Origin of the sequence: Rhizobium centroccidentale (genome assembly GCF_030182565.1) — a bacterium.
Classification (GTDB): domain Bacteria; phylum Pseudomonadota; class Alphaproteobacteria; order Rhizobiales; family Rhizobiaceae; genus Rhizobium.
The window spans coordinates 103300-116802 of sequence record NZ_JAQJCG010000014.1; the positions used below are offsets into that span (position 1 = coordinate 103300).

Consider the following 13503-nt stretch of genomic DNA (forward strand, 5'->3'; position numbering starts at 1 on the left):
ATGGTTGGACTGAAGCTTCACAGTGATTTGGCGTTGGATATGGACGAATTTTGGGTGTTTGGCTACGGATCCCTCATGTGGAATCCGGGCTTTGGTTATGACGAGCGGGCCGAGGCCCTGATTTTCGGTTATCGTCGCTCGCTCTGCGTCCGTTCCTGGGTCCATCGCGGGACGGAAGAAAACCCCGGCCTCGTCCTCGGCCTCGATCGCGGCGGCTCTTGCCGTGGCATGGCCTTTCGGGTTCCGGTCTCCGATTGGGACGAGGTGCTGACCTATCTGCGCGAGCGCGAACTCGTCACCAACGTCTATCTGGAAAAGACCCTGCCGATCCGGCTCTCTGACGGGCGGCGCGTGACCGCCGTCGCCTATGTCGTCGATCGCAACCACAGGCAATATGCCGGCTCGCTGGATGCGATCGAGGCAGCGCATGTGGTGGAAGCTGCCATCGGCCGCTCCGGCCCGAACGATGCCTATCTCTTGAATACCCTGGCCCATCTGCGCGACATGGGCATCCGCGATCATTGGCTGGAGCAGGTTGCCGGCGAAGTGGAGCGAATGCGAAAGGCATCCTGAACCTGCCGCCGGGCATCGAGAGCTCGCTCAGACAGCGGCGGTAACGGGTTTTGCCTTGGCGATTTCCGCCAGACGCTGGACCGCGGTCGGAGGAAGCGGCAGGTTCGGGTTGTTGGCGACCGTCTCGACCAGCAGCTCGTCGCTCGCCCTTTCCGTCTCCTCGATCAGGCGCGCGAAAAAGGCATCCGGGTCCATGCCGGGCTCGATCGGCGGCAGGATGCGCACCTTGATATGGCCGGGATATTTGCGGAACGTGCGGCGCGGCCAGAAGAGGCCGGGATGCATGGCAACGGCGACGACGGGGATGCCGAGGTCGCGATACATGCGGGCGATGCCGTATTTATAGACCGGCTCGGCACCTGGCGGCCGGCGCGTCCCCTCGGGGTAGATGATGAGCTGGCGGCCGGTGGCGAGCTCTTCGCGCGTGCGCTTCAGGACATCGAACATGACCTTGCCGCGGGCGCCGCGATCGACCGGGATCATGCGCTGTTTACCGGCATACCAGCCGAACAATGGGATCCACATCAGCTCGCGCTTCAGGATATAGACCGGGTCGTCCAGATAGGGCAGCAGTGCGAATGTATCCCAGAAGGATTGATGCTTGGGCGCGAAAATGAAGCTGCCCTTGGGGATATTTTCCAAGCCCTCGATCTCGAAGGTGGTGCCGACGATCTTCTCCATCAGCCAGGTGCTGGATTTCGCCCACGCCTTGGGGATCGCATAGGCCGCCTTGCGCGGCATGAGGAAATAAATCGGCGCCAACACGATCATGCGAATGATCAGATTGGCATAGAAGGCCGTGTTGAACAGGATCGAACGCAAGATAATCATCGAGGCTTTTCCAATGCACCGGCTTGCGCCAGCATCCGAAGGTTTGCCTACACGATTACAGCGTCAATAAAAAGTCGGTCTTTGCGGGGTTTTCGCGTCTGCGTCGTTTGATACGGCGAGCCTCAGTCGTCGTCCTCAGTCGGCTGCCGCGAGCGCAGGCCTATCGGCCGTCCGAGGCCGGTCAGATTGCGGGCGCCGGCAAGGAGCACTTTCGCATATTCCGAGATCATCGTGCGCAGCGCATTCGGGTCCGTGAACCAGTTCTTGCTCTTCAGGTCGGAGTTGACGACCGGATAGGGGATGAAATCAGTCGAGGGATCGACATATTTCAGTTCCGCGAGACTGCGGGGCATATGGTAGTTGTTCGTGACAACGAGAACGCTCTTATAGCCCCTGGCGTGAATCCACTTTGCCGCTTCACGGGCATTGCCGATCGTATCGAGCGCATCGTAGCCGATGTCGACACAGCAGCTGAACAGGCTGGCGGAACTCTGCGTCAGCTTGCGGATCTGTGTCGGCGTGGTGGTCGGATGCGCGCCCGATATCAGCAGACGGTTGCCGGCACCGGTGCGCAGTAGCTCCACTGCCTGATCGATCCGCTGATAGCCGCCCGTCAGCACGACGATGGCATCGGCTTTCGGCTCGAGCGGCGGTTTCAAGGTGGTGATCGAATCGGCGAAATGCAGGAAGCCGCCGAAAACGATGGCGACAAGGAAGATGAAAGCGAAGCCGCCCCAGCGCAGGAGACGGCGGAACAGGCTGCGGCGCATAGGTCTATCGCCGCGGGGGCGTGTCCGCAGCGACTGCAAACTCACGGACTTGCGAGTCGTCAGATCCATGCTCATGATTCGCTATTATACGCCAATTGCGGCAAGGAGCGGGCTGGCAAACGGTAAAAAAACATCGCTGAAGCGTCAATTCTGTACGCTGTCCGTCCGCCCGGGATCGGAACGGATCAGATCGATCTCGTAGATCGTGCGCATGACGGTGAATCGCGCCGTCAGCGTCGTCAGCAGCGCGATGATGATCATGGTGGCGAGAATGCCGATATAGCCGAGCGCGCCGACGGAGAAAGTCCCGAACAATGCCGTTGCCTGGTCGGTCTGCGGCGTGGCGATCGTATGGCTTTGCAGGAGGCCGGCTGTTGCAAAGAAAAGCGCGGCAAGGGCACTGCCGGCGCCCGATCCTTTGAGGCTGATCTTCAGAAAATGCTTCTGGAACTCGTTGGCGACGAAGGTGCTTTCGGCGCCGACGAAATGCAGCACCTCGACGATATGCCGATTGCCTGACAATGCGCCGCGCGTGGCGAAAACCACAGTCAGGACCATGGCGGTGAAGACCAGCAACAGGACACCGGTACCGATGAGAACGGTGGTGTGCGCCATCGACACGAGCCGGTCGACCCAGGTGCGATGATCGTCCAGCGTCGCTTGTGGGATCTGCGCCTTGAGCAATGCGCGCATCGCCTCGAAGTCAGGCGGATGCGTTTCGTCGATGGTGATGATGACGAGGCGCGGAACGGGCAGTTCCTTGATATCGAGGCCGGCGCCGAGCCACGGTTCGAGCAGGCGCGCGGTTGCCGCTTCATCGACGATCTGGCCGGACTTGGTGCCGACGAAGCTCAATGCGATATCGCGGGCGCTCGCGAGCGCCTTTTCCATGTCAAGATCGTTGTCCGGCTTGATCTGGATGGTGATCTCGCGGGAAATCTGGCTCTCCCAGCTTGCCGCCGTCGAGCGTACCATGCTGACCGCACCGAGTGTGAGGCAGGCGAGAAAGGCCATGATGGCGATGACGACAATGAGCGCATTGCCCTGAATGTTGGAGGACGGCACGATCGGCCCCGTCGGGCGAACGCGCATCTCCGGACGCTTGCGTTCTACAGGCGGTGTACCGGGCGCTTGCCGCGCTTGCGGCGCCCCGGCATTCGGGGCTGTCCTGCGGGGGCGGGGATCAGTCATAGATATCGAGATGCCCCCCCGATAGAATCATGCGTCTCGCCTCGATCTGGTCCATCAAAGCGAGATCGTGCGTGGCAATGACGACAGCGGTCCCGAGTCGGTTAAGCTCGAGAAAGAGATTGAGCAGGCGGCGCGCCATCGGCGGGTCGACGTTGCCCGTCGGTTCGTCGGCGAGCAGAATTTCCGGGCGGTCGATGAGGGCGCGCGCGATGGCGGCGCGTTGCTTCTCGCCGCCCGACAGAACCGGCGGCAGCACATTGATGCGCTCGCCGAGCCCTACCCATTTCAACAGTTCGAGGACGTCGGTGCGATAGGAGCTTTCATCCTTGCCGCGCACGCGGAGCGGCAACGCAACGTTTTCATAGGTCGTCAGATGCTCGAGCAGCCGGAAATCCTGGAAGACGATGCCGACGCGGCGGCGCAGCAGCGGCAGTTCATTGCGCGGGATCGAGGAAATCTCGCGGTCAAACATGCGGATCAGCCCACGCGTCGGCTGCAGCGACATGAAGAGCAGCCGCAGCAGTGTCGTCTTGCCGGCGCCGGAGGGGCCAGTCAGGAACTGGAACGATTTCCTCGGTATGTCGAAGCTCAGGTCGCGGAGGATTTCCGGACCCATGCCGTAGCGCAAACCGACGTTCTCAAAGTGAATCAACGGGCAGTCCAGTCTTCCGCAGGGTTCAATCAGGCGACTTGTTAACCAATGGCATTAACAGCCGGTAAATTTTTCTGGAAAGGCGCCCTATTCATGGCGATCTTTGCGAAGCATTAACCAATAAAATTTACGACTGGGCAGGATTCGTTTCAATGCCCAGCTTGGCAATGGGCGTCGAAACCATGTGGATCACCGCAAAGGGAGGCCATCATGGGCGCTTTTCGCCACCGTCAACAACAGACGGGGCTGATTTATGACCTCATTCCGCCCGAACGCGGAACGGGATCCCCTCAGGCGCATTACGTCATGCCGAAACCCGATATCGTGGATGCCGAATTCGTGACCGTTTTCGCCGCACGCGGGCGGGCGGCTTCGGGCATGAACATGTGCTACGGAGGGCATGCCCGATCGAAACCGCAGCCGGCGACGCGCAAAACTGCCTTCTCGCGCATCCTGTCCGTTCTGCGGGTGACCGAAGAGGTCTTGCAGCAGGCATCGCGGCGCAGTTTCGTCGCGCTCATCGTTTGCCTCGCAATCTTGATCTTCGGTCTTTCGGGCGGTTTTTTCGGTCTTTCCAACGCCCCAGCCGAGGCGACGTCCGATCCGCTGCAGTTCTCGCATGTCACGCTGACGCCTAGGGATGAGAACGGGCTGCCCGTCTTGAGATTGAACGGCATCATCGAAAATGTCAGTGGTGCCACCCTTTCGGTCCCGCAGGTGCGTGCCGATCTTTTCGCCGGTGGCCAACTGGTCAGGAGCATCGTGGTGGATACGCCCGTCGATCGCCTTGGGCCACATGAAAGCCGCGGATTCTCGACGCGATTGCAGCATCCCGGTGGAAAAACGCCAGAAGTTCGGCTTTCCTTCATGCCTTAGGGGGTGTGTTGGGCTTGCCGATTGTGCTACGGGCTACTGCTTTAGAGTGCTACAGCGACCTTTGCGCGTCTTATACAACGCGCGGCGCTGTAGAGCTTGATCGGCGGCCATGGGCCGCTTAGCCATGGAGCATGCCAATCAATGCCTGTCGTACGCGGGAAGAATATCGAGCCGCTTTTCACTGCCGAGCAGATTGCCGAGCGCAATCATGCCTTGGCGAAGGAAATCGCCAGCGGGCCGACGAAGGATCTCCTCGTCATCGCCATCCTCAAAGGCTCGTTCATCTTCGCAGCCGATTTGCTGCGCGCCCTGCATGAGACCGGGCTTGCCCCTGAGGTCGAATTCATCACGCTTTCGAGCTATGGCGCCGGCACGACGTCCCAAGGCGTGCGCATCGTCAAGGACATCGACAGCGACGTTCGGGATCGCGACGTGCTGCTGATCGACGACATTCTGGAATCGGGCCGCACGCTGCGTTTTGCCAAGGAACTGCTCTATGAGCGCGGCGCCCGCAACGTCACGCTGGCCGTCCTGCTCGACAAGAGCGTCAAGCGCCAGGAAGAGCTCGAGGCCGATTATGTCGGCTTCGAATGCCCCGATTATTTCGTTGTCGGCTACGGCATGGATGTCGCCTACGCCTTCCGCGAATTGCCGTTCGTCGGTGTCGTCACGGGCGACGCCGAGGCCTGATCTTAAGTTAATGCAGGCGGCATGTCCGTCTGTCCCATTCTGCTCCAGCGATGACGAACCGTTAACCACGGAGCCCGATCGCCTCCCCCACGTTTACCTATCGCAAACGGAATTCTGGTGATTTCGGTCGCGGAACATGACGGACCAGGAGCACGGACCATGGCAAAAATTCTGATCACGGAAGACGAAGATTCGCTTCGCACCTTCGTCGCCCGCGCGCTGCGCTTGGACGGTCATGAGACCGAAGAGGCAGCCGACGGCGCGGAAGGCTTAGAGAAACTGAAGCAGGGCGGCTACGACCTTTTGCTGTCGGATATCCGCATGCCCGTGATGGACGGCATCGAGCTTGCGCATCAGGCACATTCGACGTGCCCGGGGATGAAAATCCTGCTGATGACCGGCTATGCGGAGCAGCGCGAGCGCGCTGACGACCTTATGGAAAAGATCGTCGACGTCGTCGCCAAGCCCTTCGCGCTGCCAGACATCCGCAAGGCCGTTGCCCGGGCTTTGGCTGCCTGACATTTCTCGACTATCGGCTCAGTCGTTTCCTGTGCCGAGGTCATCATCATTTGCGGATAGGGCCGAAATCGTCATCTGGATAGTAGATGGTTTCTTCTCCCGGCTTTCTTGAGCCGACAACGATCATCGTCACCGCGGCGGCGGAATAGTTGAGCAGATGATGCCCATTCGGTTGCCCAGCCGGAAATCCCACGAAATCGCCGGGCCCGAGAATATGGTGACCGTTTTCGTCAACCAGCGTCGGCGTGCCTGTGAGAATATAGAGAAATTCGTCCTCCGCCATATGCCAGTGGCGTGATGAAGACATGCCTCCGGGATCGAGGGTGACGAGGTTCACGCCAAATTGCGTGATGCCCACAGCTTTGGCAAGCCGAATCTCGTGCTTGCCGCTCAGCCTCGCATCCACGTCGGCAACGCCGGGCAGACCTGTCGTGACAGGCAGATCCGAAATATGGGCAAGCTTGGTCTCCATATCCTCCCCCTTTGCGAAGCATGAAGACAGGCAACTTCTTTGATGGCAGACTGCGTTACTGACCCAGGTTCAGCAGACGTTCCAGATAACGCCGTTCTTCGCTGAGCGTGGGATTGTTGCTCAGCCGTTCCCGAATGGCGTCGAGAATTTGACGTGCGCGCTCTGCTTCAATGATGTCCGGCACCATGTTGTCATTGGGGTTGTCAGAGAAACCGCCGTCGTTGCGCGACCGGCCGAGCGGATCGCGGCCGTTTTGACCGCCTTGGCCCATCTGCCCCGGCATCTGTCCCTGACCCTGCCCCTGGCCTTGTCCCTGCTGCATCTGGGCCATAAGCTGGTTCATCATTTCGCGCGTGCCCTTGCGCAGGGCATCCAGCGCGCGTCCCTGGCCTTGCACGGCGCCTTCGCCATTGCCCTCGGCAAGCTGGCCTGAAGCGCCTTTCATCTCCTGTTGTGCCTTGCCGTAATTCTGGTTCGGCTTCATGCCGAGCGAGTCGAGGTTTTTCTGCAGTTCGCCGAGTTGCTTGCCGAGGCCCTCCTGCTGCTGGCGCAGTTGCTTCAGCGCGTCGCGCAGCTGATCGGCCGTCATGTTATCGGTGGGATCCTTGCCCTTCTCGCCCTGCTGGTTCTGGCCTTGCTGCTGATCCTGCTGGCCTTGGCTGTGCTGGCCCATATCCGGGCGCATCGGGTCGTTGAGGCCGGGCATGGGCTGATCCATCAGGCCGTCGCCGTCCTCGTTGGAATCGCCGCGCTGCATGCGATCGCGCATGGCCTGATCGAGCTTGAAGGTCTGATCCATCAGCTTCTGCTGATCGCGCATGATGCGGCCGAGCTTGTCCATCTGTTCGCGCATCTTGTCGTTGGCCTGGTTCTGCTGCTGCCCAGGCTGCGGCTTGCCCGCCTGCAGGCTGTTCATCAGCTGCTGCAGTTCAGAGAGCATCTGCTGTGCGGCCTGCCGATTGCCGGAGCGCGCGAGATTTTCGATCTGATCCATCATGCGCTGCAGATCCTGCTGGCGCAGGATATTGGCTGAGCGCTGGTTCGGCTGGGCCGGCATGTTGCGCATGCGCTCGGCCAGCTCCTTCATATAGGCGTCCATCGCCTTGCGCAGCTCGTCGGTCAGCTTCTTGATCTCGGCATCGGAAGCGTTGCGCTGGAGGGCGTCGGAGAGCTTCTGCTGGGCGTCGCGGAGGGCCTTTTCCGCATCGGTCAACTGCGCATCTTCCATGCCGAGGGCGATCTGCCAGAGATAATCGGCGGTATCCTTCAGCGAGGCTTCGCTACTTGCGAGCTTCATGCGCGTCAGCGCCGACTTGATCGCGAGATAATTGCCGAGATCGGGAATAGTCTCTTCGGGCCGTATGGTCAGCGATTTGTTGAGCTCGATCGCTTCCGGCATCTTCCGCGTGTCGAGTGCAAACACCTGGCGTTCTTCCGCCACGGCGGCGGCGAGCGGCTGGCTGAAATTGCGTGATGGCAATACCATCTCATAGGGTGAGCTGCGGCCCGTCTGGCCGGCACCGTCCTTGGCGACGAGGGTGATGCGGACGCGCTTGCCGGCGAGCGGGTCCTGCGTCAGATCATGGCTTGCCAGACCCTTGCCGTTGCGGCGGTCGCGGCGGGGAAGCTCCAGCTTGTATTCGGGCAGGCCGTATAGGGGTTTGGCAGCCGGATCGGATTCGACCGGCACGATCTCGGCATAGGCTTCCTCGACGCCGTAATCATCCTTGACCTTGAAGCCGAGTTCCAGCGCGCCGCTCGCCGTCGCATGCGGAATGCCGTCGAAGGTGATCTCCGGCGGTTTATCGACGACTACGTTGAAGGACCAAGACTTGCCGTTGACGGTGAGTTCGCCACCCTTTTCCAGTTTGAGAACATGGGTACGGGCGACCATCCCGTCTGCAGCCGGGATATTGCCGGTGCCGTTTGCTGCGGGCGGCACGGCGGGAGGCGTTGCAGGTTTTGCGCCAGCCGGGCCCTGCTTGTCGGCATCAGCGGCCTGCTCGGGGATTTCGGCGCCTTTTTCCGCGCCAGTTGCCTGGAACAGCACTTTCTCATCCGTCGCAGCACCCGAAACACGTACGGTGAGCTCGGAAAATTGCGGCACGTTCAAGCTGTTGCCGGCATTGGTGACATTGCCCGTCAAATAGACCGGCGCTTCGCCGGTATAATAGGGCGGAGTGACCCAAGCGTCGACACGGACATCCGGATTGCTCGATGTCGAGGTCGATGCCGTGAAGGCATCACTGAGCGAGCCGCCGCTGTTGGACATGGAAAAGCTGAAGGCCGTTACCAGCAACAGGGCTGGGATGGCGCGCAATGCGAAGCGGTCGTAGCGCGTAATATCCGGCCTCGGCAGGCCGGCATCCAGGGCGGCGATGCGCTCGGCCATACGCGTCTGGTGTTCCCGCCAGAGCGCGCGCGCAAACGGAGTGTCGAGCGCCGGCTCGTCTTCCTGCACCGTGACGGGCTGGTGGGCGAGGCCATTGCGCTCTTCCAACAGCCGGTCCGCCTCGACGGTGTTCGGCCAGCGCAGGCGGCGCAGCGGATAGAGGGAGATGGCGAAGCCGATCGCGAAGACGGCAAGCAGCAGAAAGCGCAGAACATCCGGCGCCATGCGGAAAATGCCGAACCAGGCGATGGAGAGGAAAAGGGCCAGAATGGAGGCCGGCAGCAGCAGCCGCGGCAGAAGCTGTTCGCTGACAAGTACCAGCCGCGCAAAGAGACGCTTGACCGCAACCATGCGCGCCAGCGCCGGACGGGTGGCAAAAGCGCCCTTCTTAGGGTTGCTGGGGCTGGTCATCGGTCCGGTCTTCTCCCGATCTGACGTTGATGGCCAGAGCATGATGCCGAAAAGTGTGGACGTCTTTCGGACGACATCATGCTCTACTTCTTTAATTCTAGAGTGGATTCAGATTTTAGATCGATTCGATCTAAAATCATCCGGCTCCAGTCGCCCGTTGGGTGGCGCAGCGTCCCACACGCTCGCGCACGCGGTGCCCGGCGAGACACCATTCAATCAAAGATAACATTCTTTGTGGCGAAGACGAGGGCAACGGGCGTGAAAGGCTGCTTTTTCACCGGACTTCGCCGAAACGTGATCGGGTAAAGCAGCCTTTGCGGTCCTGCCCGAAATTGTCGATGAAGCCGCTTACCCCTCAAGCCAGGCCGGGATCGAATCCAGGCCGATCAGCTCTTCGTAGGTCCCGCGCGGGCGGATGATGTGGAATTCATTGCCCTTGACCAGCACCTCGGGAACCAGAAGTCGGCTGTTATAGGTACCGGCCTGCACGGCGCCATAGGCACCGGCCGAGCCGACGGCCAGCAGATCGCCGGGCTTCGGCAGCGCCATCTCGCGGTCGAGTGCCAGATAATCGCCCGTCTCGCAGACCGGGCCGACGACGTCCGCCTTGATGCGTGGTGTGCTGGCGTCGCCGACCGCAACCGGCCTGATCTCGTGATAGGCCTCATAAAGTGTCGGACGGATGAGGTCGTTCATGGCGCCGTCGACGATGACGAAGCTCTTGTCGCCGCCATCTTTCACATAGATGACTTCGGTCACGAGAATGCCGGCATTGCCGACGATCAGGCGGCCGGGCTCGGTGACGATCCGGCAGTTGAGGCCGCGCAGCTGGTTCTTGACGATCTCGGCATAGGCATCCGGCAGCGGCGGCGGGTTGTTGTCGTCGCGATAGGGAATGCCGAGGCCACCGCCGATATCAACATGATGGATATCGTGGCCATCGCCGCGCAGCGTTTCCACGAGGTCGCGCAGCAGCTTGAAGGCGTCGTCGAAGGGCTGCAGCTCGGTGATCTGGCTGCCGATGTGCATATCGATGCCGGTGACCTTGATCCCAGGCAGGCTGGCGGCGCGCTCATAGACGGCGCGGGCGCGCTGCCATGAAATGCCGAACTTGTTTTCCTTCTTGCCGGTCGAAATCTTCGCATGCGTGCGCGCATCGACATCGGGATTGATGCGGAAGGAGACGGGCGCCACCTTGCCGGCGCGGACGGCGCGCTGATTCAGCACTTCCAGCTCCGGTTCGGATTCGACGTTGAAACAATAGATGCCGGCTTCGAGCGCTGCGTCCATTTCCTGCGCCGTCTTGCCGACGCCGGAGAACATGATGCGGTTGGCCGGAATGCCCGCGGCCAATGCGCGGCGCAGCTCACCAACGGAGACGACATCGACGCCGGCGCCAAGGCGGCCGAGCGTCTTCAGCACCGCCTGATTGGAATTGGCCTTCATGGCGTAGCAGACCATGGCATCGACATCGCCGAAGGCCTCCGCGAAGACGCGGTAGTGGCGCTCCAGCGTTGCCGTCGAATAGACGTAGAAGGGTGTGCCGACCGCCTTGGCGATCTCCGGAACCGGTACATCCTCGGCGTAGAGGATGCCGTCGCGATACTCAAAATGGTTCACGGTCGTCGCCTAATCAGAGAAGCGGGTCGAGGAAGAACTTCTTGTCCTCCGTGCCCGGCTCCTTCGTCGGCTTGGAGACGTCGCCGCCCTTGGTCGCGTGCGCACTCGGCGGATCGAGAGGGCCTTTGCGGCCACATCCGACAACGGCAAGGCCGATGACCGAAAGCACGACGGTCAGGCGGATGATGTGCGGCATGTTGATCTGCATCGAAATCCTCTTGGGCGGCAAACGCGAAAGCAGTCCTTCATAGCGAAGTTTCCGAGCCTTGTGCACCCTGATTGTTGGTTGTGACTTTCGGCGATTTTCTCAATTGCGGGCGCGCCAGAAGGCGATCTGCTTGCGCACTTCCGAGGGCGCCGTACCGCCAAAACTCTTGCGGCTGGCAACGGAAGCTTCGACCGTCAGGACATCGAAGATCTTGTCGGTGATATCGGGGTGGATCGCCTGTAGGTCCGCAAGCGAGAGTTCCGCCAGCTCGCAGGATTTGCTTTCGGCAAGCGCCACGGCACGCCCCGTCACGTGGTGGGCATCGCGGAAGGGCAGGCCGGCTTCGCGCACCAGCCAATCGGCTAGGTCGGTGGCGGTCGAATAGCCGGAGCCGGCGGCCGCCTTCATGCGGGCAGTGTTGATCGTCATGTCGCGCATCATGCCGGTCATGGCGGCAATGGCGAGTTCCAAGCTTTCGGCAGCGTCGAACACCTGTTCCTTGTCTTCCTGCATGTCCTTGGAATAGGCGAGCGGCAGGCCCTTCATGATGGTCAGCAGCGCCACCAGCGAGCCGTTGATGCGGCCGGTCTTAGCGCGCACGAGTTCGGCGGCATCCGGGTTCTTCTTCTGCGGCATGATGGAGGAGCCGGTGGAGAAGGCGTCGGAGAGACGCACGAAGCCGAATTGCGGCGTCGACCAGATGACGATCTCTTCGGCAAGCCGCGACAGATGCATGCCGGCGATCGCTGCAATCGACAGGAATTCCAGGGCGAAATCGCGGTCGGAGACGGTGTCGATCGAGTTGCGGGTCGGCTCGCGGAAGCCGAGCGCCTTGGCCGTCATGTGGCGATCGATCGGGAAGCCCGTGCCGGCAAGGGCAGCGGCGCCGATCGGCGATTCGTCCATATGCTCGATGGCGTGGCGTACGCGCGAACGGTCGCGGCCGAACATTTCGACGTAGGCCATGCAGTGATGGCCGAAGGTGACGGGCTGCGCCGTCTGCAGGTGGGTGAAGCCCGGCATGACGGTTTCGGCATGTTCCTCGGCACGGTCGAGGAAGGCAGAGATGAGCTCGGTCAGCGCCTGCTCGCACTTCTGCAGCTCTTCCTTCACCCAGAGGCGGAAATCGAGTGCCACCTGGTCGTTGCGCGAGCGGGCGGTGTGCAGACGGCCGGCAGCCGGGCCGATCAGGGTTGCAAGCCGCGCCTCGACGTTCATGTGGATGTCTTCGAGGCGGCGCGAGAATTCGAAATTGCCGCTTTCGATCTCTGACAGGATCGTGTTCAACCCGTGAACGATCTTGTCTTTATCCTCGGTTGAAATGATGCCTTGATTGGCGAGCATGCTCGCATGCGCGATTGAGCCGCGGATGTCCTGGGCAAACAGCTTCTTGTCGAAATCGATCGAGGCATTTATCTCCTCCATGATTGCCGCGGGGCCGGAAGCGAAACGCCCGCCCCACATCTGGTTGGAGGATTTGGTGTCCGTGCCGTCAGTCATGAGATGCCCACCTGGAGAATGTAATGACAGCAAAGAAGCCGTTCGGTCTGCCGTCCATGAAACTTGTTATGCTTGCCGCCGTCGCCGGGGTTATTGCCGGTGCGGCAGCGGTATACGTGAAGGAGGCGGGGTATGGCAATGGCATTGGTGAAACGGCCTCGGCCGATCAATGCGGGACTGCCAGGGATCGCGCTGCTGCCCTGACGCCCTTTACCAAGGGTCAGGTCGCCGCCATGAGCGTGCCGCCGGCGCCGATCTCGCTTCAGGGTGTCTCCTTCAAGGGGGCTGAAGGGCAACCGCTGTCGATCAGCAGTTTCGCCGGCAAGACCGTGCTCTTGAATGTCTGGGCGACATGGTGCGTGCCGTGCCGCGAGGAAATGCCGGCACTGAACGCGCTTGAGAAGAGCGTCGGCAGCGACAAGTTCGAAGTGGTCGCCGTCAATATCGATACGGGCGACGATGAAAAGACCAAAGCCTTCCGTGCGGAATATGCGATCGATAAGCTCGGCTACTACCGCGACAACACGATGGGCGTGTTCAATGTGCTGAAGAAGCAGGGGCTGGCCTTTGGTTTGCCGGTGACCTTGTTGATTGACGACAAGGGCTGCCTTCTGTCGGCCATGAACGGACCGGCGGCGTGGGACAGCGAGGATGCCAAGAACCTGGTGAAGGCGGCTGCGGGGATTTAATTTTCTCCTTCTCCCTTTGGGGAGAAGGTGCCCGGTAGGGCGGATGAGGGGGAGTGTGTCATAACAAACGCGTCGCTGGGTAAAGCAGCACCGTCTTGCCGGCGGCCCC

General features: G+C 61.1%; 14 protein-coding genes. 5 read left to right on the forward strand and 9 right to left on the reverse strand.

Annotated features, from left to right (window positions below; all coding sequences use genetic code 11):
* Positions 1 to 573 (forward strand): gamma-glutamylcyclotransferase, encoded by a 573-nt coding sequence (locus tag PH562_RS19160; protein ID WP_483315362.1) that lies wholly within the window; start codon positions 1 to 3, stop codon positions 571 to 573.
* A 27-nt stretch (positions 574 to 600) separates the two neighbouring features.
* Here the strand turns inward: PH562_RS19160 and PH562_RS19165 are convergent, their stop codons facing one another.
* The 4 genes from PH562_RS19165 to ftsE form a co-directional block, all read right to left on the reverse strand.
* The gene (locus PH562_RS19165) at positions 601 to 1404 is read right to left on the reverse strand and encodes a lysophospholipid acyltransferase family protein (RefSeq protein WP_285174819.1); all 804 of its coding nucleotides are present in this window, start codon (positions 1402 to 1404) and stop codon (positions 601 to 603) included.
* A 122-nt stretch (positions 1405 to 1526) separates the two neighbouring features.
* Positions 1527 to 2249: a YdcF family protein gene (locus PH562_RS19170; protein ID WP_208409278.1), complete on the reverse strand. Its 723-nt coding sequence runs from the start codon at positions 2247 to 2249 to the stop codon at positions 1527 to 1529.
* Between the two features lie 69 nt (positions 2250 to 2318).
* Complete coding sequence (locus PH562_RS19175) at positions 2319 to 3365, reverse strand: cell division protein FtsX (protein WP_440478768.1); 1047 nt, start codon at positions 3363 to 3365, stop codon at positions 2319 to 2321.
* A complete protein-coding gene (gene ftsE, locus PH562_RS19180) occupies positions 3358 to 4017 on the reverse strand; it encodes a cell division ATP-binding protein FtsE (protein ID WP_015341323.1) in 660 nt (219 codons plus the stop codon). Before ftsE ends, PH562_RS19175 begins: the two co-directional genes overlap by 8 nt.
* A gap of 210 nt (positions 4018 to 4227) precedes the next feature.
* Between ftsE and PH562_RS19185 the strand changes: the two genes are divergently transcribed.
* The 3 genes from PH562_RS19185 (at position 4228) to PH562_RS19195 (ending at position 6102) form a co-directional block, all read left to right on the forward strand.
* Positions 4228 to 4893: a hypothetical protein gene (locus PH562_RS19185; protein ID WP_285174823.1), complete on the forward strand. Its 666-nt coding sequence runs from the start codon at positions 4228 to 4230 to the stop codon at positions 4891 to 4893.
* A 141-nt stretch (positions 4894 to 5034) separates the two neighbouring features.
* The gene (gene hpt / locus PH562_RS19190; protein ID WP_095435999.1) at positions 5035 to 5583 is read left to right on the forward strand and encodes a hypoxanthine phosphoribosyltransferase; all 549 of its coding nucleotides are present in this window, start codon (positions 5035 to 5037) and stop codon (positions 5581 to 5583) included.
* 159 nt (positions 5584 to 5742) lie between these two features.
* Positions 5743 to 6102 carry a response regulator gene (locus tag PH562_RS19195; RefSeq protein WP_069612925.1) on the forward strand — a complete coding sequence of 120 codons (360 nt, stop codon included), beginning with the start codon at positions 5743 to 5745 and terminating at the stop codon, positions 6100 to 6102.
* 46 nt (positions 6103 to 6148) lie between these two features.
* On the opposite strand, the gene PH562_RS19200 is transcribed toward PH562_RS19195, so the two are convergent.
* From PH562_RS19200 to argH, 5 genes are all read right to left on the reverse strand, one after another.
* Positions 6149 to 6574 (reverse strand): cupin domain-containing protein, encoded by a 426-nt coding sequence (locus PH562_RS19200; protein WP_285174829.1) that lies wholly within the window; start codon positions 6572 to 6574, stop codon positions 6149 to 6151.
* Between the two features lie 55 nt (positions 6575 to 6629).
* Positions 6630 to 9377 (reverse strand): TIGR02302 family protein, encoded by a 2748-nt coding sequence (locus tag PH562_RS19205; RefSeq protein ID WP_285174831.1) that lies wholly within the window; start codon positions 9375 to 9377, stop codon positions 6630 to 6632.
* A 348-nt stretch (positions 9378 to 9725) separates the two neighbouring features.
* On the reverse strand, positions 9726 to 10997 hold the full coding sequence (lysA, locus tag PH562_RS19210) for a diaminopimelate decarboxylase (RefSeq protein WP_285174833.1): 1272 nt from the start codon (positions 10995 to 10997) through the stop codon (positions 9726 to 9728).
* A gap of 13 nt (positions 10998 to 11010) precedes the next feature.
* The gene (gene lptM, locus PH562_RS19215; protein WP_183874558.1) at positions 11011 to 11205 is read right to left on the reverse strand and encodes an LPS translocon maturation chaperone LptM; all 195 of its coding nucleotides are present in this window, start codon (positions 11203 to 11205) and stop codon (positions 11011 to 11013) included.
* Between the two features lie 99 nt (positions 11206 to 11304).
* Positions 11305 to 12705: an argininosuccinate lyase gene (gene argH, locus PH562_RS19220; RefSeq protein ID WP_095435994.1), complete on the reverse strand. Its 1401-nt coding sequence runs from the start codon at positions 12703 to 12705 to the stop codon at positions 11305 to 11307.
* Between the two features lie 23 nt (positions 12706 to 12728).
* Between argH and tlpA the strand changes: the two genes are divergently transcribed.
* On the forward strand, positions 12729 to 13394 hold the full coding sequence (tlpA, locus tag PH562_RS19225; protein ID WP_285174837.1) for a thiol:disulfide interchange protein TlpA: 666 nt from the start codon (positions 12729 to 12731) through the stop codon (positions 13392 to 13394).
* Positions 13395 to 13503: the final 109 nt, after the last annotated feature.